The following is a 21,421-nucleotide window of genomic DNA, read 5'->3' on the forward strand; positions in this document are numbered from 1 at the left end:
CAAAGGTTTCAGTTTCTTGAATGGGGAAGCATTCCAAAATGAATCGAAAACAAAATTAAGCACTTTCAAGTTTTCAATAGGGTCAATTCGATTGACTTGAGAAGCCGCGTGAAATAAAGTGAATAAAGCTCAGGGATAACTTTATAGCAAACCTTCAAATCTTTCACAACAAGTCGTTTATATAAAGTTGATGTGAAATTAAAAAAAGTAAATGAGTCAAGGTGAGTATTTTATACCTAGAAGCGTTGCGTTCCTAAGTTTTTAAGCGGGTGATTGAAATTTAAGTGAATTAATTTTAGAAAATGTTTGACTAATGTTGACATTTACAAAAACATTTGGTATCTTTAATAGTGTCTTAGCACTCCAATGTGTTAAGTGCTAAAAGAGGTGATGGTTTTGCTGACAGATCGCGAATTAATGATTTTAAAAGCAATCGTTCAGATGTATACGAATGATGGCCAGCCAGTGGGGTCCAAAGCATTAGTTAGCCAATTGCCGATTCATGTGAGTTCCGCTACGGTTCGCAATGAAATGGCTACTCTGGAAGGCCTAGGATTATTGAAGAAGACGCATTCTTCTTCTGGGCGGGTACCGTCCATCCAGGGCTACCGCTATTATGTTGACCATTTGTTAAAGCCGGACAAAGTGCAGTCGAGTGATTTAAGACGAATTAGATCATCTTTTAATCAACAGTTTCAAGAAATTGGCGATATTGTTGCTAAGTCTGCGGAAATTTTGTCTCAGTTGACGAGTTATACAGCTTTTACGGTAAAACCAGAACTAAAAAATGCAAAACTTGAAGGTTTTCGCTTAGTTCCACTGGGCAATCATCGGGTAATGGCAATTTTGGTCACTGACAATGGCGATGTTCAGAATCAAACCTTTACGGTACCAAGTAACGTTGATCCGGAAGCTTTAGAAGCTGTAATTCGGGTCATCAACGACGAATTGGTGGGCTTGACGCTTTCTGAAGTATTTAAGAAGCTGAAAACCAGCATTCCGATGCAGATTGGTAAGTATATCGAAACGCCTGAAGGCTTTTTGGATGTGTTTGAGGATGTCTTGAAGAAATCGGCTACGGAGCGCTTCTATGTGGGTGGTCGATTAAACTTGCTTGATTATTCGAAACAGCATGATTCTAATGTCATTCGCTCTTTATATAGTTTGATGAATCACTCTGATGATCTTGCTAACGTTTTAGGGTCGCCGGATCAAAATATTAAGGTGCAGATTGGTAACGAGATTACTAACAATCTGTTAAAAAACTATAGTTTGATTACAGCGACTTATGATGTTGATCAGCATGGGAAGGGCGTCATTGCAATTTTAGGTCCTACAAGTATGCCTTATTCACGAATGATTGGTTTGGTGGGTGCTTTCCGGACAGAGTTAGCACGTCGACTAATAGATTATTACAACGATATTGATGATATTTGAGAGGTGTGAGCAACGTGTCGGAAGATAAAAAAGAAGAAAAAAAGGTGACGCCTGATTCTGAAGAATCGGCAGCTCCAAAGGAAGAGGCAACGGCAAAAAAGCCTGAAAAGAAATCAAGAAAACAAAGTAAGGCCGCTAAACAAGTTGAAGAGCTTACTGCAAAAGTAACCGAGCTCAATGGAAAAGTTGACGCCATCACAGATCAGTACATTCGGGCTAAAGCTGAAATTGCCAATATTCAAAAACGCAATGAAAAAGAACAAGCAAGTTTGTTAAAATATGATGGTCAGAACTTGGCAAAGGATATTTTGCCTGTAATTGACAACCTAGAGCGGGCACTCTCCATTGAAGTGACCGACGAGAACGGGAAACAGCTCAAAAAGGGAATCCAAATGGTTTACGATCACATGACTAAAGCTCTTCAGGATAATCATGTGGTTGAAATCGATTCGATCGATAAACCATTTGACCCGCACATTCACCAGGCAGTCCAAACGAAGCCAGTGGAGGATGGGCAAAAGCCTGATCAGGTCGTCCAGGTGCTCCAAAAGGGTTATATGCTTAAAGACCGGGTTTTACGGCCCGCGATGGTTGTCGTATCACAATAAAAAATTAAAAGAGGGATAAGTAAAATGGCAAGCAATAAGATTATTGGTATTGACTTAGGTACAACAAACTCTGCGGTTGCTGTCCTTGAAGGGGACAAACCAAAGATTATTACAAACCCAGAAGGTAGCCGCACAACCCCTTCTGTCGTTTCATTTAAAAATGGAGAAACACAAGTTGGTGAAGTTGCTAAACGACAAGCAATTACCAATCCAGACACCATTGTTTCAATCAAACGTCACATTGGCGAGAAAGATTACAAGGTTACTGCTGGTGGTAAGTCCTACACCCCACAAGAAGTTTCTGCAATGATCTTGGAATACTTGAAACACTACGCAGAAGATTACCTTGGTGACACTGTTGATAAAGCAGTTATTACTGTTCCAGCTTATTTTGATGATTCTCAGCGTCAGGCAACAAAGGATGCAGGGAAGATTGCTGGCTTAGACGTAAAACGAATTATTAATGAACCTACTGCTTCTGCTTTGGCATATGGTCTTGATAAACAAGATAAGGATGAAAAGATCCTGGTTTATGACCTTGGTGGTGGTACTTTTGATGTCTCGATTCTTGAATTAGGCGATGGCGTTTTCCAAGTACTTTCTACTAATGGCGATACGCATCTTGGTGGCGATGACTTTGACCAAAAGATTATCGATTGGTTAGTTGCCGATTTCAAGCAAGAAAATGGCGTTGATTTGGGTCAAGACAAGATGGCTTTGCAACGTTTAAAGGATGCTGCTGAAAAAGCGAAAAAGGATCTTTCTGGTGTGAGTGAAGCACAAATCAGTTTACCATTCATTTCTGCAGGAGCTAACGGTCCACTGCATTTGGAAAAAACTTTGACACGTGCCCAATTCGATCAAATGACTTCTGACTTAGTCGCACGGACAAAGACACCAGTTGACAACGCTTTGCGTGATGCTGGACTTTCAACAAGCGATATTGATGAGGTTATCTTAAACGGTGGTTCAACGCGTATTCCTGCTGTTCAAGAAGCCGTTAAGAACTGGACAGGCAAAGAACCGAACCACTCAATCAACCCTGATGAAGCCGTTGCTTTGGGCGCTGCCGTTCAAGGTGGTGTCTTGACTGGTGATGTTAAAGACGTTGTTTTGCTTGATGTTACACCATTATCCTTAGGTATTGAAACGATGGGTGGTGTCTTTACTAAGTTGATTGATCGGAATACAACAATTCCAACAAGCAAATCTCAGGTCTTCTCAACCGCTGCTGATAATCAACCAGCCGTCGACATTCACGTTTTACAAGGTGAACGTCCAATGGCCGCTGATGATAAGACTTTGGGAAGATTCCAATTAACGGATATTCCGCCGGCACCACGTGGCGTTCCTCAAATTGAAGTTAAGTTCGATATTGATAAGAACGGTATTGTTAATGTTTCGGCCACTGATAAGGGAACTGGCAAGAATCAAAAGATCACGATCAAGAGTTCATCGGGTCTTTCAGATGAAGAAATTGATCGGATGATGAAAGAAGCTAAGGAAAACGAAGCTGCTGATGAAAAACGTAAGGAAGAAGTCGACCTTAAGAATGAGGTTGAACAGCTTATCTTTACCACCGACAAGACTTTGAAGGAACTTGAAGGCAAAGTTTCTAAAGAAGAAATTCAGAAGGCAAAAGATGCCGAAGAAGCTTTGAAGAAAGCTCAAAAAGATAACAATATCGAGGATATGAAGACTAAGAAGGATGATTTGAATAAGATTGTTCAAGATCTTTCCGTAAAATTATATCAACAAGCTCAACAACAGGAACAAGCTAAGGGTGACCAGAAAGATTCTTCATCATCTGACAATAAAGATGATAAAGGAACCGTTGACGGTGACTTTGAAGAAGTAGATCCTGACAAAGACAAGAACAAGTAAAACCTACTTGATTGCTAATAAAAAGTCAAAGTCAAACGGACTTTGGCTTTTTATTGCGTATAGACTATGATATTCTAGGCTTATCGAGAAAAATGGAGGTTCAAAATGGCGGAGAACAAAGATTATTATGACATCCTAGGCGTATCTAAAGATGCATCTGCCGATGAAATCAAAAAAGCGTACCGTAAATTATCTAAAAAATATCATCCGGATTTAAATAAAGCTCCGGGGGCGGAACAAAAGTTTAAAGATGTGAATGAAGCTTATGAAGTTTTAAGTGATGATCAAAAACGTGCGCGTTATGATCAATATGGATCTGCCGATGCCAATGCCGGTTTCGGTGGAAATGGTGGATTCAACTCTGCTGATTTTGGTGGTTTCGGGGGTAACGGCGGTTTTGACGATATATTTAGTCAATTCTTCGGCGGTGGTCGTACCCGCAGTGCGCAACCCAACCAACCCCAGCAAGGCGAAGATTTACAGTATCAAATGGATCTGAGCTTTGAAGAAGGCGTTTTTGGAAAGAAAACCACTATCAAATATAATCGTGAAGGCCTTTGTAAAACCTGTGGCGGATCGGGTGCTAAACCAGGTACGTCACCGGTTACGTGTGCAAAATGTCATGGTGCAGGTTATATTCAGGTTACTCAAAATACACCATTAGGCCGGATGGTTTCTCAGCAGGTTTGTGATGTTTGTCATGGAACAGGAAAAGAAATCAAAGAGAAGTGCCCAACGTGTCAAGGTTCTGGTCATGTTAATGAACGGCACGAAGTCAAAGTTACAGTCCCAGCTGGTGTTGAAGATGGCCAGCAAATGCGTCTTCAAGGTCAAGGTGAGGCGGGCCGAAATGGCGGTGGCTACGGCGATTTATTTATCATTTTCCGTGTGGCACCAAGTAAAAATTTCAAACGTGAAGGTGCAGAAATTTATTTGGATCAAAAGATTAGTTTTGTCCAGGCCGCATTGGGCGATGAAATTAAGGTAAAAACGGTCCATGGTGATGTAAAAATGAAGGTACCTGCTGGCACGCAGACCGGAACGACCTTCCGTCTGCGTGGCAAAGGAGCACCGCGTTTACGAGGCAACGGCAACGGTGATCAACAGGTGACCGTAGTTGTGGAGACGCCTAAGAACATGAATGCTGAACAACGGGAAGCTATGCGCTCATTTGCCAAAGCAAGTGGCGAAAAAGTCTCTGGCTCCGGCAAAACCGGTTTTTTCGATAAATTTAAATAAAACAACTAAACACGAATAAATAGGCGTGCAATTGAACGAAATAGTTTGAATTCGGCTAGCCTGTTGACTTCGTGTTTTTTGTTATCACCAAATGAAATAATTGAGATTGGGCTGAATCGTTGCTATAATAGTAGGAATGAAGTGACACGAAAGTAGGATGGAAATGCCTGAATATAAAAACTTAGAAGATCGCCAACAACATATTCGTAATTTTTCAATTGTGGCGCATATTGATCATGGCAAATCAACTTTGGCGGACCGCATCCTTGAATTGACGGATACAGTCGCCAAACGTGATATGCAAGATCAGCTGCTGGATTCCATGGACTTGGAACGTGAGCGGGGAATCACAATTAAACTGAATGCGGTCGAACTGCACTATAAAGCCAAAAATGGTGAAACTTATATCTTTCACTTAATTGATACCCCAGGACATGTTGATTTTTCTTACGAAGTCTCGCGAAGCTTAGCAGCTTGTGAAGGCGCAATTTTAGTTGTGGATGCTGCCCAAGGTGTGGAAGCCCAAACCCTCGCAAACGTTTATTTGGCTTTAGATGATGATCTAGAAATTGTCCCAGTAATTAATAAAATTGACTTACCCTCAGCAGACCCAGAAAAAGTCCGTGAAGAGATTGAAGATGTGATTGGCTTAGATGCGTCTGATGCTGTATTGGCAAGTGCCAAAAAAGGAATTGGGATTGCTGAATTATTAGAACAAATTGTGGCCAAAGTGCCGGCTCCAACTGGCGATTTAAAAGCGCCCTTAAAAGCCTTGATATTTGATTCAAAATATGATGACTATCGGGGTGTGGTTTTAAGTATCCGGCTGGTTGAAGGTATGGTTAAACCCGGAGATCGCATTCGTCTGATGAATAGCGGAACAGAATATGAAGTTAACGAAGTAGGGGTTAATTCTCCCAAGCCAATCAAGAAAGATTTTTTGATGGCTGGTGATGTGGGGTATCTGACGGCCAGCATCAAAGATATTAAGGATACTAGGGTCGGAGATACGGTGACTGACAGTAAGCATCCGGCCACAGAAGCTTTGCATGGGTATCGTGAAATGAGTCCGATGGTCTATGCAGGCCTTTACCCGACCGATAACGCAAAGTTTAATGATTTGCGGGAAGCATTAGAAAAATTACAATTAAATGATGCTGCGTTGGAATTCGAACCAGAATCTTCACAGGCGCTAGGCTTCGGGTTTCGTTGTGGTTTTCTAGGGCTATTGCACATGGACGTTATCCAGGAACGTTTGGAACGTGAATTTAATTTGGACCTTATCACGACCGCACCATCAGTGACGTATCGGGCGGAGTTAACGGATGGTACGGTCAAGGTGGTTGATAATCCGGCAGAGATGCCTGACATTTCCAGTATCAAATCCATTAAAGAGCCGTTTGTCAAAGCCTCGATTATGGTGCCGAATGATTATGTCGGACCTGTCATGGAACTTTGTCAGCACCGTCGCGGGATCTTTGACACGATGGATTATTTGGATAAATACCGCGTTAACGTTATTTATTATCTGCCGTTATCCGAAATCATTTTTGACTTTTTCGATAAGTTGAAATCCGGTACTCACGGTTACGCGTCGTTGGATTATGAATTGGCTGACTATCGACCAAGTGAACTTGTTAAAATTGATATTCTCCTCAATAGTAAAAAAGTGGATGCCTTAAGTTTTATTGCGCATCGGGATTTTGCGCAACAACGGGCGATCGAGATTACAAGTCGCTTGAAAAAAATTATTCCACGACAAAATTTCGAAATCCCCATTCAAGCAGCCATCGGGGCAAAAATCATTTCGAGAACCAACATCAAGGCTTATCGAAAAGACGTCACTTCACGGATTCACACTGGGGACCCAGATCGACGTGCTAAACTTTTGGATAAGCAAAAACGTGGTAAGAAACGGATGAAGGCTGTTGGAACGGTCGAAATTCCGCAAGAAGCGTTCATGGCCGTTTTGAAGACGGATACCGAGCAAAATGAGAAGTAGAAACTTTAACGGGAATCTCGTTCCTTTTGATAGCTTATTAAAACGGTTAGATACAAGTGATGAATAAACTTCGCAAATTGGTTTACTTTTCTCGGCGAATAGATTAAGATAATGGATAACAAGAACGAATTAGACGAATTTTTTTGGAGGTGGTAGTTATTTTAAAGCGAACGAAACAGTTCATGAACTCCAATAAATATAAATATGAAAAGCATTATATTCGACCTTTAATGACGCCTGAGAACGTGTATGTTTTTAAGTTTGGAAAAGAAGACTTAAATAATCGGTTAATTATTAAATATTCTCATACGTGGACGGGAAGAATTAAAATTAATGAAATTGATCTACGACTTCATAAGCAACAACATCCGCGTATTTTTAAACGTGAGTCAGAGCTAATCAAATATTTGAAGCAGCACGTGGCGCAACAAGCAAAAAAGTCGGATTCGGAAGTTAAGTCCAAGTAGTTATTGAACAGCCAAATTGAAAAATTTGGCTGTTTTTTTGGGTCTCTGTCAAATTGTATTGGTGGAGATTTTTGAAAAGCATGTTCACTTCGGTGAATGTGCTTTTTTTGTTTACGCATAAATTAAACTGATACGAATGAAAAAGTTATGAATATTTTGAAAACCAAAACAGCTACGCTTTAACACCTTAATTTTACGATTTAGTCCTTCAATAGGACCGTTGGAATACGGATAACGACAACTATTGAGAACAGCAGGACCATTCTTTATTAAAGTTGAGATAGTAATATCCATTTGGTTGCCAGCCGCCTTGTAGTTGGCAATCAAGGTTTTAAATCCAACCGCATCTTTTTGTTGAATGGCTGTTAGAATTCCTTGATAGGTTTGATACACAGTTTTAAATTCTGGAAATTCATCTAAGGCTAGGTCAATGGCGTTCTGTTGGGTCATGTATTCGTTGATACCGTGTAAATAGATAAGTTTAGTATCATTGACCTTTTCTTCTGCCAAATGGAACAAACGCCATTGAGATTTTAGAATGCGATAAACTCGGGAATGCTTATCTTGAAAAGTATGGATCACACGTGTACGTTCGTTATCCAGTGCCCGACCGGCAAGTTGAATAATGTGGAAACGGTCAATGATGGTTATTGCCTTAGGAAATAACCGATGAATAAAGCCAGCATACTCAGCATTCATATCAACGGTGATTGTTTGAACTTTCATACGTTCTTGAACTGAATAGCGAGCTTCAAAGTAATCAATGATATCCTTACTAAGGCGATCCTTAAGAATCACAATGCGGCGATGACTAACGGCATCGCAACAGTTAAAGGACATTAGATGATTACAGGAACGGAATTCATCAAAACAAAGATTTTGGGGGAGTGTTTTAACACGATAAGCTAAGTGAATATTCGCATTTAAAATGCGTTGAACACTACTTGGTGAAATCCCACAAATCTTAGCGATTTCTTTACTGGTCAGCATATCCCGAGCCAGAACAATTACTTGATGTTTCACATTATGCGTAAAAGTTTCATTACGTTTAACGAGGTTAGTTTGAGCACCACAGGTTTTTAAACACCGTTTACATTGATATCTTTGTCGTTTTAGCTGCATCTCATAACGTCCACCTGATAAGGTTCCCAATCTTAGATGGCCAATGTGAGTTCCATTTTTGATTAGAGATTTATGGCCACAATGAGGACATTTTAAAAGTTGATAGGAAAGGATAGCGTGAACGACATGAACGTGTTGCCCATTGGGATAATGTTCCTTAGTAATCTCAGTTACAGTTAAATTAGGGTCTGTTATTTCGAATAGGCTTAGGATAGAATTAGTTAGGGACATTTGTTTTTCCTCTTTTCGATTTTATTAGGCGATTAAATCGTAACACAAAGAGGGCAAATGTCCTTTTTTTTTTCAAAATAAAAACTGGTATCAGTTATTCACCAATACCAGAAAGTGTAGACCCGTTTTTTTTTGAAATAAGTTGACCTTAAGCCAATTAAAGTGTATGTTAACTCTAATGAAACCTTTAACGATGTCCTGTGAGACTTCCAAGGTCGCCTAGAATAGCTGAAATTTAAACCTACTAATTCTGGAACCTCCTTGAGTTGAACAGCTCATGGGGGTTTTTTATAAATTAGGAGGGTCTTCAATGGCAAAAGCAAAGAAATTCCATAATGATGATGTTGTGCTTGATATTCATGATCGTCCAACTTTAGGGCACTGGTTTGGACTGTCCGTTCAGCATATGTTTGCAATGTTTGGATCAACCGTCTTGGTTCCCATTTTAGTCGGTTTAAATCCTGGAATTGCACTTTTTAGTTCTGGAGTTGGTACTTTAATTTATATCCTCATTACCCAAGGAAAAATTCCAGCTTATATGGGGTCCAGTTTTTCCTTCATTGTCCCGATGGTAGCCTTAATGAAAACAACTGGTTACCCGGGAATTGCGCAAGGAACCGTAGCAGTTGGCTTGGTTTATCTAATTGTGGCGTTGATTGTCAGTTTTGTCGGATCTGAATGGATTAACAAAATTCTGCCTCCCGTTGTCGTCGGGCCAATTGTGATGGTGATCGGTTTATCATTAGCGGGGACCGCAGCGACAGATGCCACGATGCGGACTTTAGCTTCTGGCGCAACCACCTATGACGGTCGCTACTTTGCGGTAGCGTTAATCACTTTGCTGGTGACCATTGGTTTTAATATGTATTTAAAAGGTTTTATCAGTCTAATCCCGATTTTGCTCGGAATTGTGGTTGGTTATTTGGTTGCGGTATTATTCGGAATCGTTGATTTTAGTGGTGTGATTTCGGCGTCATGGTTTTCGTTACCGAAATTTCAAATTCCGTTTGTGACCTATCACTTCCATTTTTACTGGGGCGCCGTCCTAAGCTTGGCACCAATTGCATTCGTTACCATGACTGAACACACTGGTCATATTATGGTTTTAAACAAACTGACCAAAAGAAACTTTTTTGAAGATCCTGGATTAAATCATACCCTTGCCGGTGATGGGACGGCTTCCATCATTGCTGGTTTCGTGGGTGGGCCTCCAGTAACCAGTTACGGTGAAAATATTGGCGTTTTAGCAATTACTAAGGTTCATAGTGTTTACGTCCTGGCAGGGGCTGGCATCTTTGCTATTATTTTTAGTTTTATTGGTAAACTGAGTGCACTCATTCAAAGCATTCCCTCTCCCGTGATTGGCGGCATTAGTTTTCTGCTGTTTGGCACCATCGCCTCTAATGGGTTACGGGTGCTAATTGATGAAAAAGTTGATTTTAATATCAAACGTAATTTAATGATTGCTTCGACAATTCTGGTGATTGGTATTGGTAACGCCTATTTACAACTCGGACAGTATCAATTCTCTGGACTTGCTGTAGCGACCGTTCTTGGCATTGCCTTAAATCTAATCCTGCCACAAAAAGCGGCTAGTGAAAGAGAGTTTGAAGCCCATAATAAATAAGTTTTCGTGATTAAGACACTGATTTAAGCGCATAGAATTTGATCCTTCGGAGGTTCAAATTCTTTTTTTGCTTTCTGCAATTGTAAAGCTGTAAAATACAAGTAGCAGTTATTTTTGTTAACGGAATGGATGAATTTATGATGCAGACGAATTTTCAGCGGGTCCAAACATTTTTATCAACTGGTTCAACTGCTCGTATCGCTCAAAAACTTTTAGGTAAAAAGCTTTGTTTTCAAACATCAGCGGGTTTACTGAGTGCTTATATTGTTGAAGACGAGGCTTATATTGGGCCACAAGACCAAGCGGCTCATGCCTATCAAAGCCGGCGAACGCCAAAAAATGAGCCGCTTTATCACGAAGCGGGAACTATTTATATTTATCAAATGCGGACACAATTACTCTTGAACTTAATTACGCAAGGAGAAGATGATCCGCAAGGTGTATTGATTCGCGCGGTGCAACCAGCAGCGAGTTTGTCACTTTTTGAGGCTAATCGGCCGGTAAAAGACCGTTTTGAATTGACGAGTGGTCCAGGTAAATTAATGCAAGCCCTAGGAATTCCTAAAGTCTTAAAAGGCACCCGCCTAAATGAAGGACCACTTTCGTTGGAGTTGGAAAATGGCAAAGAGCCATTGCACATTGGAACTAGTGGACGGATTGGTGTCCCGAATAAAGGAATTTGGACGACGCAGCCGTTACGGTATTTCGTTCAGGGAAATCCGTACGTTTCTGGGATTCGTAAGCGAGAAAGAGATTTGACCAATTATGGTTGGAAAGATAGGGGTAATGAAAATGAAGTGGACAGAAATTAGTGTACAAACTTCAAATGAAGCTGTTGACGCAATTAGTCATATCCTCGAAGCAAAAGGCTCTAAGGGCGTTAAAATTGAGGATGCCGCAGACTATAAAAAGCTACGTGCAGGTAAGTATGGTGAAATTTTGGATTTAGCGGAAATCCCTCACATCGAAAGTGGGGCAATTGTCACTGGTTATTATCCGGAAACAGAAAATATCGAGGAGATCGTGACACAAATCAAAGCGCAAACTGCCCAGCTTTCTGAATTCGGTTTAAATCCCGCACCCGCCACAGTCATCCAAAAACCTCTGGAAGAAACGGAATGGCAAACGGCTTGGAAAAAGTACTATCATCCTGTACGGGTAACGCGATACCTGACGGTTGTACCGGAATGGGAAGACTATCAAAAAACGGATACCGCAGAAAAAATTTTGAAATTAGATCCCGGAATGGCATTCGGAACTGGAACTCATCCTACCACGAAATTGTGTTTACAAGCCCTGGAAATGTACTTACGTGGGGGAGAAGCTTTACTTGATGTGGGCACTGGATCGGGCGTGTTGAGTATTGCAGCTAGCAAGATGGGGGCTCGTGACATCCAGGCGTTTGATTTAGATCAGGTGGCGGTTGATTCAGCAATGGAGAACTTAAAGCTCAATTCTGATGTTCAAAATGTTAAAATTAAGGCCAATAATTTACTAACTGGAATTACCACACAGGCGGATATGATTGTGGCCAACATTTTAGCTGAAATTATTGTGCCATTGGTCCCCCAAGCAAAAGCATGTTTGAAGCCAGGCGGCTTATTCATCACTTCTGGTATCATTAAAGACAAACTAGCTGAAGTTGAAACTGAACTAGAAAAATATCACTTTGAGGTGATTGAAGTTTTGCAAATGAAAGATTGGCGCGCTATTGTGGCTAAAAAGCCAAGTGAAAAGGAGTAACCACATGCAGCGATATTTTGTGGATTTTGAAATTCAACCTCATGAAACTTTTACGGTTACCGGTCAGAATTTTCAGCATTTGGTTCGGGTGATGCGGGCTAAGGTGAATGATTGCGCTGAGTTCGTGAGCAGCGACCACCTTGTATATGTTGGAAGAATACAGGCATTAACTACCCATGAAGCTGTACTTCTGGCTGAAAATCGGTTGGAAGCACAAGTGGAATTGCCCCTTGAAGTAACGATTGCCTGTGGTCTGCCTAAGGGTGACAAGGCCGAATTCATTGTTCAAAAGGGAACGGAATTAGGTGCGCGGCATTTCACCTTCTTACCCACGCAGTTTTCTGTTGCAAAATGGCCTGCTAACAAAGTTGATCGCAAATTAGATCGACTCCAAAAAATTGCCCATGCTGCTGCAGAACAATCGCATCGAACCTTTATTCCAACGGTTTCCTACGCGAATTCTTTAAAAACCTTAATAAAACAGCCCATGCAGTTTAAAATTGTGGCGTACGAAGAATCTGCTAAGCAAGGCGAACATACGAAATTGCATCAAGAAATTATGAAAATGCAGACAGCAAATTCTGTATTAGCCCTTTTTGGTCCCGAAGGTGGGTTAGCAGGCCAAGAGGTTCAAACCCTTGAAGAAGCGGGCTTTGTGAGTGTCGGATTGGGTCCAAGAATTTTACGAGCTGAAACTGCACCTTTATATTTACTATCCGCTATTTCCGTTTTTAAAGAAATGCGGTAAAATCAAGTAATATACTTTGTGGGTCCATACTGGAGGGATCAATTTGAACAGAAAATTAAATTTTTTCACATTAATCAGATGGCAGTATTGGCTGGCAGGCATCATTATGGGCATTATTTTACCTTTTATTCTCCATATTACTAATGCCTCGCATGTGTTTATTGATCTCTGGTTTTTAATGATTATCAATACCCTAACGGCAATTATTTTAGGTTCATTGATTAAGGCCAATCGGGTTCACTGGGCATTATTACTACTTTTTCCATTATTTTTCTTATTTGGGGTTCATCTTTTTTTACCTAGATATGCTTATTACTTCGTACTGGTCTACCTCAGTACCAGTTACATTGCGTATGGCTTAACGAGTTAATCGCTGCTTTAAATTTATTCAAAAGGGGGCTTAACAATGTCACAAGAACCAGTACTTTCTGCACAAGATGTGCTCAATATGTGTCGTAAATATATGAACGCTGACCACGTGGCAATTGTTCAGAAGGCTTGTGATTTTGCCACCTACGTGCACAAAGACCAATATCGCCAGTCTGGAGAACCTTATATCATGCATCCGATCCAAGTAGCTGGTATTCTGGCAGAATTACACATGGATCCGGCAACGGTTTGCGCCGGCTTTTTGCATGATACGGTTGAAGATACACTCATTACGCTCGGCGATATCCAAGAACTCTTTGGCAATGATGTTGCTGTGATCGTTGATGGTGTGTCAAAAATTAGTAAAATCAGGTACAAATCTAACCAGGAACAGTTAGCAGAAAATCACCGCAAACTGCTTTTAGCTATGTCGAAAGATATTCGGGTTATCATTGTGAAACTGGCAGACCGGCTTCATAACATGCGCACCCTAGAGCATTTGCGCCCTGATAAGCAACGACGGATTGCTAATGAAACCCTCGAAATTTATGCCCCGTTGGCGGACCGTTTGGGGATTAGCACAATCAAATGGGAGCTTGAAGATATTTCACTGCGCTATTTGAATCCGCAGCAGTATTACCGGATTGCCCACCTAATGAACTCTAGACGGGATCAACGTGAGGAGTATATTGCGCTGGCTATTAAGGATATTAAAAAGGCTTTGGATGATCTAAATCTCCACGAAATTGATATTTATGGCCGCCCAAAACATATTTATTCGATTTATCGAAAAATGGTTGATCAGCATAAACAATTTAGTCAGATTTATGATCTTTTAGCAATTCGGGTCATTACGACTTCAATTAAAGATTGTTATGCCGTTTTGGGCGCTATTCACACACGTTGGAAACCAATGCCTGGGCGTTTTAAGGATTACATCGCGATGCCCAAGGCAAATATGTACCAGTCCTTGCATACCACGGTGGTTGGTCCAGAGGGCAAGCTCTTAGAAGTACAGATTCGCACAGAAGAAATGCACCAAGTGGCTGAATATGGTGTTGCTGCGCATTGGGCTTACAAGGAAGGTAAAACCGATAAAGTTAAAAGTACTGAGACCGGGAAAAAGCTGAACTGGTTTAAAGAAATTGTGGAATTGCAGGATGAAAGTAAAGACGCCGCTGACTTTATGGATTCGGTTAAGGGCGATTTGTTTGGCGACCGTGTTTATGCGTTTACCCCCAAAGGTGATGTCTTTGAATTGCCCAAGGGTGCCGGGCCCTTAGATATGGCGTATACCATTCATACAGAAGTGGGTAACCACACTACTGGCGCCAAGGTCAATGGAAAAATTGTGCCGCTAGATTATAAGATTAAAAATGGCGACATCGTTGATATTTTAACTTCCACAAACTCTACCGGACCAAGTCGTGACTGGTTGAGTCTGGTTTCAACACGGCGAGCTCGCAACAAGATTCGGCAATTTTTCCGGCAACAAGATCGTACCGAAAATATTGAAAAAGGCCACGAAACAATTGAACATCAGTTGAAACAGACCGGTTTTGATCCCTCTTCGATTTTGGAACCAGACAAGCTTGAAAAAGTTGCTAATAAGCTCCACTACAGCTCGGTTGATGATATGTATGCTGCCATTGGCTTCGGCGATTTAGCACCTGTAGGCGTTGCGAATCGTCTGACGGATGATTTGCGTGCTAAACAAGAAGAAGACCGAAAACGACAAGAGGAAAAGGAATTACTAGAAGAACATCAGACAATCTCGAATGATAATGAAACGGAAAAAGAACGCAAGAAAAAGAGTTCTTCAAGCGGAATTATCATTGAAGGTGCAGATAATTTGCTGGTCCGATTGAGTCACTGTTGCAATCCAGTTCCGGGAGACCCGATTGTTGGTTATATTACCAAGGGGCGGGGCGTCTCTGTTCATCGCGAAGATTGTCCCAACGTTAAGCATGCTGAAGAACGTAATGAACGTCTGATCGGTGTGGAATGGGAAGATCCGAGTGATTCTCATAATAATTATGCAGCTGATCTGGAGGTTCAAGGATACAACCGAAATGGCATGTTGAATGATCTTTTGAAGAAAGTCAACAATACGACTCGATACTTAAACTCAGTTAACGGGAAAGTAGACCATAATCGAATGGTAACTATCAGTCTCACGGTTGGGGTGCGCAATCTGGAACACTTAAATCATATTATGGACGGATTAAAAACGGTTAAGGACGTGTATGTGGTCAAACGACCAACACACTAAGTTTAAACTGAATTAATTAGGGACTAATGTGCTAACTTAAGGCGTGAAAATACGTCATTTTTTCAACGCAGTGGTTAACTATTAACCCATTATTATTTATGGAAAAGCGCTCCGGTTTGAATGGGAGCTTTTTTATTTTATTAGGATTGGAGAGAATTACTTTTATGAGAGTTGTTTTGCAACGTGTCAAGCAGGCCAACGTTTCGATTGCGCATGAAGTAGTTGGAGAAATTCAGGCTGGATATTTACTTCTGGTAGGTTTTGAAAATAGCGATGGTGAGACGCAGATTGACTATCTTGTTCATAAAATTGTGAACTTAAGGGTTTTTGAAGACGAAAATCAGAAAATGAACCTCAATATTCGCCAAGTAAAGGGGAGTATCTTATCGATTTCTCAGTTTACCCTTTATGCAGATACGAAGCATGGTAATCGTCCCAGTTTTATAGGGGCAGGTGACCCGGAACACGCCAAAACTTGTTATCAACAGTTTAATGCCAAGCTCATGGCAGCGGGCATTCCAACCGCGACTGGTGAGTTTGGGGCTGATATGCAGGTGAGCCTGCTCAATGATGGTCCCGTCACTATTTTGTTTGATACAGAGAAAGCCTAGAGACAGGAGGTGATAGAGGATGGATTTATTTTGGGATTTTGATGGCACGCTTTTTGATACGTACCCAAATATGGTAACTAGTTTTCGCCAGGCACTCAAAGAGGTGGGGCATGCAGACGTGACCGAAAAAACAGTCTATCAAGTAATGCGCCAAGCCTCTTTAGGAGCAGCTTTTAAAAAGTTTGTTCCTGGTGGTGACGATTTCAAACTGCGCCAAGCTTACCGTCATTATGAAAAACAACGGTTAGCAAGCACACAGCCCTTTGCGGGTACCCTTGCAATTTGTCAAACCAATGTGAATCGGCATGGTCGTAATTTTTTGCTCACCCATCGCAATGCCCAGGCACGAAAACTACTGGACGAACACGGGTTTACACCACTGTTTACAGGCTATGTGACGAGTGATAATCATTTTCCTAGAAAGCCAGATCCAGCCTCCTTAAATTATTTAATTGATCAATTTAGGGTAAATAAAAAAGCTGCTTTTATGATCGGAGACCGTAATCTCGATATTTTAGCAGCACATCGCGCCGGGATAAAAGGTGTTTTGTTTGATCCCGATGCAACAATTCAAGTGACCAGTTCACCAGACTTACAGGTCACTAATTTTCATGATTTGTATAAGTTGCTTTGGCATTAAGCAGCTTATTTTTTTGCCAAAAATTCTGTTAGGCCAGCAGTGACAGAACGAGCCACCTGATTGCGGTAACGCTGGCTGCTGATTTGTTTGAAGTCGCGTGTGGTATTAATATAGCCACCTTCGATTAGGAGCGCCGGTTGGTTATTATCGCGAATAACTTCAAAGTCGCCGAACCGAACACCGCGGTTAGTTAGGTTTAGATTGGCTTTCAACTGTGAATTGATGATTTCGGCAAGTTGCAAAGACGTGTTTTTATGATAATAATATGTCGTATCACCGGAACCAGAATTATTTGTCGGTGCTGAGTCATAATGAAAGCTGATAAAGGCATCAGCTTGCTTTTTATTTGCTAATGCTGCCCGTGGTGCAAGGCCAACATATACATCTGTAGATCTTGTCATGATCACGCGGGCCCCCTTCGCTTCGAGGGCTTTTTTGACGGTTTTTGCCGTTTTTAACGTGTAAACTTTTTCTTCGTGTTTGGTGTTGATCCCTAAGGCACCAGAATCATTTCCGCCATGTCCTGGGTCTAAGACAATTGTGGCCTCAGAAAGGTTAGTAGCTTTTTGAAAATCGTAGGTGCGATTAGTCAACCAGGCTGGAATCCAACCAAAATGATGATCATTATACCGGACGCGGATCCAGCCATTCTCTTTCTTTAGGACGGTTACACGCTTACCGGAGTTAAGCGTGCCTGTTTTTTGATAACGTAATGCAGGACCAGTACGCACGGACACATTGTCGATGCCAACGCGGACCGTTTTATCCTTAAAAAGAGCCTGGGTTAAAAGGCAAGTAGCCAGCAAGAATAACAGGATGAATAAGATTTGAAATCGATTATGCTTCAGAATGTGACGAATAGTTTTGTACATAGTGTCTACTCCGTTTTTAGATTCTTCCCACTATTATATAACAGATGCGAAAGAAATAGGGATAATTATCCACGAACTCTTGACAGGACGGCAATAGTTTAGTACTTTTAATGGTAGTTTAATATTAAAGCCAGAGATAAAGAATAGTAGGCAGGCTACTTTTTTCAGAGAGCCCAAGGATGCTGTGATTGGGTAAAAGAACTGCTAAAGACACTTTTGAGGTGGATCAAATAGCTGATCCCGTTGTAAAACGTTATTGAGATGAGTATTTAATTAAGGTGGTACCGCGCCTAGCGCCCTTGTTCATGAACAAGGGCGCTTTTTATTTACTTACCTAAATCTTAACGAGGAGGAAATTAATTATGAAGTATCAACGCCCTAAAGGTACAGCTGACATTTTACCAGATGAAGCGGCAAACTGGAGTTATGTTGAATCTGTCGCAAAAGAATTATTTGCTAAGTATCGTTTTCAAGAAATTCGGACTCCCATGTTCGAAAATTTTGAGGTCTTTTCTCGAAGTGCAGGTGACACTTCAGATATCGTAACCAAGGAAATGTATGATTTTCACGATAAAGGGGACCGTCACATCACCTTGCGTCCTGAGGGAACTGCAGGGGTTGTTCGAGCCTTCGTGGAAAATAAACTTTATGGTCCTGAACAAATTAAGCCGGTCAAACTTTATTATATGGGACCGATGTTTCGCTACGAACGCCCACAATCTGGCCGCTTGCGTGAATTCCATCAAATTGGTGTGGAAGCATTTGGTAGTGAAAGTGCTAATTTAGATGTTGAAGTGATAGCAATGGGGATACATCTGTTACAAAAGCTGGGCTTGAAAAACTTAAAACTTGTCATTAATAGCTTGGGTGACCAGGAAACAAGGGCCGCTTATCGGAAAGCTTTGATTGACTATCTTGAACCGCATTTTGACGAACTAAGCGATGATTCCAAAGAACGCTTGCACCGTAATCCGCTTCGTGTGTTGGATAGTAAGGATAAAAATGATCAGAAACTAGTTGCAAATGCGCCCTCAATTCTAGATTACTTGACACCTGAATCACAGCAACATTTTTCAACCGTTAAACAACTGTTGGAAGATTTAAACATTCCTTATGAAGTGGATGCCTCAATGGTGCGTGGACTAGATTATTATAACCATACGATCTTTGAAATCATGGCCCATGATAAAGTTCTAGGTGAGGGTGATGTGACAGTGTGTGCTGGGGGTCGTTATAATGGCTTGGTTGAAGAACTGGGCGGACCGCAAACGCCAGGAATCGGGTTTGGTCTGGGTGTCGAGCGTTTACTCTTATTAATGCAGGCTCAACAGGTTGCGTTACCAGAAACGAATGCTTTAGATGTGTACGTGGTGGGGATTGGTCAAGAAACCAAAGCGGAAACTCTAAAGCTAGTTGAGGCCGTTCGTCAGGCTGGTTATAGTGCTGATCAAGATTACTTAGATCGTAAGCCTAAAGCACAATTTAAGACAGCAAACCGGTTAAATGCAAAAGTGGTCATGACCGTTGGGGCAGAAGAACTGGCTCAGCAGGTTGTGAACTTGAAGGTCATGGCGACCGGAGTTGAACAGCAAGTAGCTTTGGAAGACGTTTATCAGAACTTTCCTAAGTTATTAGCAAACTTTTTAAAGCAGTAGGGAGATAGGAAAATGAAAAGAACAACTTATGCAGGTTTGGTGAATAAAGAATATTTAAATCAAGAGATTGTTCTGAAAGGCTGGGTGCAAAAGCGGCGTGATCTGGGTAATTTGATCTTTATCGACTTACGGGATCGCGAAGGCATTGTTCAATTAGTTTTCAGTAAAGAATTTTCACAAGGCGCATTGGCCGTTGCGGACGACTTGCGTAGTGAATATGTCATTGAAGTGCAAGGGAAAGTTGTCCCTCGTTCTGAAAAAGAAATCAATCCGAAAATGAAGACCGGCGAAATTGAGATTGAAGTTCATGAGGCTAAAATTTTAAACAAAGCCAAAACACCACCGTTCTATATTCAGGACAACATTAATGTGTCGGATGAACTGCGGTTAAAATATCGTTATCTTGATTTACGACGACCGGAAATGCAGCGGGGCCTCCTGATTCGAAATCGGATTACCCAAGCCGTACACAGTTACTTTGACTCTAAAGGCTTTATCGATATTGAAACACCTGACTTAACTAAATCAACCCCTGAAGGTGCCCGTGATTATTTGGTTCCTTCGCGAATTTATCCCGGTCATTTTTATGCGTTGCCGCAATCACCGCAGCTGTTCAAGCAACTTTTGATGGGGGCCGGTTTTGATCGTTATTACCAACTGGCACGGTGCTTCCGGGATGAAGATTTACGTGGTGATCGCCAACCTGAATTTACCCAAATTGATATGGAAACCAGTTTCTTAGATGCTGAAGAAATCCAAGATCTGACTGAAGGTTTGATTGCGAAGGTTATGAAAGAAACTTTGAACATTGAAGTTAAATTGCCTTTTGACCGTATTACTTGGGAAGAATCAATGGCCCGTTTCGGAACGGACCAACCGGATGTCCGCTTTGGAATGGAATTAAAAGATCTCTCTGACATTGTTAAAAATTCAGATTTCAAAGTTTTTGCGAACGCGGTTCAAAATGGCGGCCAAGTCAAAGCAATTGCTGTTCCCGGAGGAGCGGATCTTTACTCACGAAAAGCAATTGATAACTATACGGAATATGTCAAACGTTTTGGAGCTAAGGGACTCGCCTGGTTAAAGGTTACGGCTGAAGGTTTTACCGGACCGATTGCTAAGTTCTTTAAAGAAGACGAGATATATCGTCAAATTTTGGCACAAACCGAGGCTAAGAGTGGTGATTTGCTCTTGTTTGTTGCCGACCGCAGCAAAGTCGTGGCTGATACCTTGGGCTATTTACGAGTTGCAATTGCAAATGAACAACAAATGATTCCTCAAGATAAATTTGCTTATCTATGGATCGTGGATTGGCCATTGTTTGAATATGACGAGGGCGATCGACGCTGGGTACCCGCACATCATCCATTTACCATGCCAAATGAAGAAGATGTCCATTATTTAATGAACGATGGTGAAGATCCTCATCAAGCTCACGCCCAAAGTTATGATATTATTTTGAATGGCTTGGAACTTGGCGGTGGCTCAATTCGTATCCATGATCGTGCTTTGCAAGAACGAATGCTGAAAGCCCTTGGATTTACGAAAGAACGTGCTGAAAAAAGCTTCGGTTATTTGTTAGATGCGCTAGACTATGGTTTCCCGCCTCATGGTGGGTTAGCAATTGGGTTAGATCGATTTGCCCGCTTGCTTGCTAATCGGGATAATATTCGCGATGTGATTGCCTTTCCGAAGAACTCTAAGGCGATTGAACCGATGACTGCCGCACCGCGTCCCGTGGCCGAAAAACAGTTACAGGAACTACATCTCTTTTCCGTGAATGAACATGACGAAAATGAATAGATAGGTTAAAAACCAGCTGGGAATGGCATGCCTTCTTAGCTGATTTTTAATTACCATAACTTGAGTTATTTAAACAAAATACGAAAAAGAA

At 41.4% G+C, this 21,421-nt stretch carries 18 protein-coding genes and 1 other annotated feature; of the genes, 16 read left to right on the plus strand and 2 right to left on the minus strand.

Annotated elements, in window-relative coordinates:
• Nucleotides 1-390 precede the first annotated feature (390 nt).
• From hrcA to ACLJJ6_RS04435, 6 genes are all read left to right on the plus strand, one after another.
• Nucleotides 391-1,437, plus strand: a complete 1,047-nt coding sequence (gene hrcA / locus ACLJJ6_RS04410) for a heat-inducible transcriptional repressor HrcA (protein ID WP_412990214.1) — start codon at nucleotides 391-393, stop codon at nucleotides 1,435-1,437.
• Between the two features lie 14 nt (nucleotides 1,438-1,451).
• Nucleotides 1,452-2,045, plus strand: coding sequence for a nucleotide exchange factor GrpE (grpE, locus tag ACLJJ6_RS04415; RefSeq protein WP_412990215.1), 594 nt, complete (start codon nucleotides 1,452-1,454; stop codon nucleotides 2,043-2,045).
• Nucleotides 2,046-2,069: 24 nt separating this feature from the next.
• Complete coding sequence (gene dnaK, locus ACLJJ6_RS04420; RefSeq protein ID WP_412990216.1) at nucleotides 2,070-3,929, plus strand: molecular chaperone DnaK; 1,860 nt, start codon at nucleotides 2,070-2,072, stop codon at nucleotides 3,927-3,929.
• 105 nt (nucleotides 3,930-4,034) lie between these two features.
• Complete coding sequence (dnaJ, locus tag ACLJJ6_RS04425) at nucleotides 4,035-5,168, plus strand: molecular chaperone DnaJ (RefSeq protein WP_412990217.1); 1,134 nt, start codon at nucleotides 4,035-4,037, stop codon at nucleotides 5,166-5,168.
• Nucleotides 5,169-5,331: 163 nt separating this feature from the next.
• The gene (gene lepA / locus ACLJJ6_RS04430; protein ID WP_412990218.1) at nucleotides 5,332-7,170 is read left to right on the plus strand and encodes a translation elongation factor 4; all 1,839 of its coding nucleotides are present in this window, start codon (nucleotides 5,332-5,334) and stop codon (nucleotides 7,168-7,170) included.
• Between the two features lie 182 nt (nucleotides 7,171-7,352).
• Entirely contained in the window at nucleotides 7,353-7,637 is a 285-nt protein-coding gene (locus ACLJJ6_RS04435) for a hypothetical protein (protein WP_412990219.1), read from the plus strand.
• A 111-nt stretch (nucleotides 7,638-7,748) separates the two neighbouring features.
• On the opposite strand, the gene ACLJJ6_RS04440 is transcribed toward ACLJJ6_RS04435, so the two are convergent.
• Nucleotides 7,749-8,990, minus strand: a complete 1,242-nt coding sequence (locus tag ACLJJ6_RS04440; protein ID WP_412988180.1) for an ISL3 family transposase — start codon at nucleotides 8,988-8,990, stop codon at nucleotides 7,749-7,751.
• Between the two features lie 310 nt (nucleotides 8,991-9,300).
• Between ACLJJ6_RS04440 and ACLJJ6_RS04445 the strand changes: the two genes are divergently transcribed.
• The 8 genes from ACLJJ6_RS04445 (at nucleotide 9,301) to ACLJJ6_RS04480 (ending at nucleotide 17,000) form a co-directional block, all read left to right on the plus strand.
• Nucleotides 9,301-10,617: a uracil-xanthine permease family protein gene (locus tag ACLJJ6_RS04445; RefSeq protein WP_412990220.1), complete on the plus strand. Its 1,317-nt coding sequence runs from the start codon at nucleotides 9,301-9,303 to the stop codon at nucleotides 10,615-10,617.
• A 140-nt stretch (nucleotides 10,618-10,757) separates the two neighbouring features.
• Nucleotides 10,758-11,429, plus strand: a complete 672-nt coding sequence (locus ACLJJ6_RS04450; RefSeq protein WP_412990221.1) for a DNA-3-methyladenine glycosylase — start codon at nucleotides 10,758-10,760, stop codon at nucleotides 11,427-11,429.
• Nucleotides 11,410-12,360 carry a 50S ribosomal protein L11 methyltransferase gene (gene prmA, locus ACLJJ6_RS04455; RefSeq protein ID WP_412990222.1) on the plus strand — a complete coding sequence of 317 codons (951 nt, stop codon included), beginning with the start codon at nucleotides 11,410-11,412 and terminating at the stop codon, nucleotides 12,358-12,360. The genes ACLJJ6_RS04450 and prmA overlap by 20 nt, the downstream gene beginning before the upstream one ends.
• 4 nt (nucleotides 12,361-12,364) lie before the next feature.
• On the plus strand, nucleotides 12,365-13,108 hold the full coding sequence (locus ACLJJ6_RS04460) for a 16S rRNA (uracil(1498)-N(3))-methyltransferase (protein ID WP_412990223.1): 744 nt from the start codon (nucleotides 12,365-12,367) through the stop codon (nucleotides 13,106-13,108).
• 43 nt (nucleotides 13,109-13,151) lie between these two features.
• Nucleotides 13,152-13,478 carry a hypothetical protein gene (locus ACLJJ6_RS04465; protein ID WP_412990224.1) on the plus strand — a complete coding sequence of 109 codons (327 nt, stop codon included), beginning with the start codon at nucleotides 13,152-13,154 and terminating at the stop codon, nucleotides 13,476-13,478.
• A 36-nt stretch (nucleotides 13,479-13,514) separates the two neighbouring features.
• Complete coding sequence (locus ACLJJ6_RS04470) at nucleotides 13,515-15,749, plus strand: RelA/SpoT family protein (RefSeq protein ID WP_412990225.1); 2,235 nt, start codon at nucleotides 13,515-13,517, stop codon at nucleotides 15,747-15,749.
• Between the two features lie 164 nt (nucleotides 15,750-15,913).
• A complete protein-coding gene (dtd, locus tag ACLJJ6_RS04475) occupies nucleotides 15,914-16,360 on the plus strand; it encodes a D-aminoacyl-tRNA deacylase (RefSeq protein WP_412990226.1) in 447 nt (148 codons plus the stop codon).
• Between the two features lie 19 nt (nucleotides 16,361-16,379).
• Entirely contained in the window at nucleotides 16,380-17,000 is a 621-nt protein-coding gene (locus tag ACLJJ6_RS04480) for an HAD-IA family hydrolase (RefSeq protein ID WP_412990227.1), read from the plus strand.
• A gap of 5 nt (nucleotides 17,001-17,005) precedes the next feature.
• On the opposite strand, the gene ACLJJ6_RS04485 is transcribed toward ACLJJ6_RS04480, so the two are convergent.
• A complete protein-coding gene (locus ACLJJ6_RS04485; protein WP_412990228.1) occupies nucleotides 17,006-17,872 on the minus strand; it encodes an N-acetylmuramoyl-L-alanine amidase in 867 nt (288 codons plus the stop codon).
• A gap of 124 nt (nucleotides 17,873-17,996) precedes the next feature.
• Nucleotides 17,997-18,176, plus strand: a binding site (T-box leader).
• 58 nt (nucleotides 18,177-18,234) lie between these two features.
• On the opposite strand from ACLJJ6_RS04485, the gene hisS reads away from it, so the two are divergent.
• Entirely contained in the window at nucleotides 18,235-19,527 is a 1,293-nt protein-coding gene (gene hisS, locus ACLJJ6_RS04490; protein ID WP_412990229.1) for a histidine--tRNA ligase, read from the plus strand.
• Between the two features lie 12 nt (nucleotides 19,528-19,539).
• Nucleotides 19,540-21,330 carry an aspartate--tRNA ligase gene (gene aspS, locus ACLJJ6_RS04495; RefSeq protein WP_412990230.1) on the plus strand — a complete coding sequence of 597 codons (1,791 nt, stop codon included), beginning with the start codon at nucleotides 19,540-19,542 and terminating at the stop codon, nucleotides 21,328-21,330.
• Nucleotides 21,331-21,421 lie beyond the last annotated feature (91 nt).

This window comes from Pediococcus siamensis, assembly GCF_047220215.1.
GTDB lineage: Bacteria > Bacillota > Bacilli > Lactobacillales > Lactobacillaceae > Pediococcus > Pediococcus siamensis.

Bases quoted from the DNA above. Each gene is read 5' to 3' on its own strand.
- dnaK (WP_412990216.1), top strand. From the start codon at position 2,070: ATGGCAAGCAATAAGATTATTGGTATTGACTTAGGTACAACAAACTCT.
- ACLJJ6_RS04480 (WP_412990227.1), top strand. From the start codon at position 16,380: ATGGATTTATTTTGGGATTTTGATGGCACGCTTTTTGATACGTACCCA.
- hisS (WP_412990229.1), top strand. From the start codon at position 18,235: ATGAAGTATCAACGCCCTAAAGGTACAGCTGACATTTTACCAGATGAA.
- lepA (WP_412990218.1), top strand. From the start codon at position 5,332: ATGCCTGAATATAAAAACTTAGAAGATCGCCAACAACATATTCGTAAT.
- ACLJJ6_RS04435 (WP_412990219.1), top strand. From the start codon at position 7,353: ATGAACTCCAATAAATATAAATATGAAAAGCATTATATTCGACCTTTA.
- aspS (WP_412990230.1), top strand. From the start codon at position 19,540: ATGAAAAGAACAACTTATGCAGGTTTGGTGAATAAAGAATATTTAAAT.
- prmA (WP_412990222.1), top strand. From the start codon at position 11,410: ATGAAGTGGACAGAAATTAGTGTACAAACTTCAAATGAAGCTGTTGAC.
- ACLJJ6_RS04485 (WP_412990228.1), bottom strand. From the start codon at position 17,872: ATGTACAAAACTATTCGTCACATTCTGAAGCATAATCGATTTCAAATC.
- dtd (WP_412990226.1), top strand. From the start codon at position 15,914: ATGAGAGTTGTTTTGCAACGTGTCAAGCAGGCCAACGTTTCGATTGCG.
- ACLJJ6_RS04470 (WP_412990225.1), top strand. From the start codon at position 13,515: ATGTCACAAGAACCAGTACTTTCTGCACAAGATGTGCTCAATATGTGT.
- ACLJJ6_RS04440 (WP_412988180.1), bottom strand. From the start codon at position 8,990: ATGTCCCTAACTAATTCTATCCTAAGCCTATTCGAAATAACAGACCCT.
- ACLJJ6_RS04460 (WP_412990223.1), top strand. From the start codon at position 12,365: ATGCAGCGATATTTTGTGGATTTTGAAATTCAACCTCATGAAACTTTT.
- hrcA (WP_412990214.1), top strand. From the start codon at position 391: ATGGTTTTGCTGACAGATCGCGAATTAATGATTTTAAAAGCAATCGTT.
- ACLJJ6_RS04450 (WP_412990221.1), top strand. From the start codon at position 10,758: ATGCAGACGAATTTTCAGCGGGTCCAAACATTTTTATCAACTGGTTCA.
- ACLJJ6_RS04445 (WP_412990220.1), top strand. From the start codon at position 9,301: ATGGCAAAAGCAAAGAAATTCCATAATGATGATGTTGTGCTTGATATT.
- dnaJ (WP_412990217.1), top strand. From the start codon at position 4,035: ATGGCGGAGAACAAAGATTATTATGACATCCTAGGCGTATCTAAAGAT.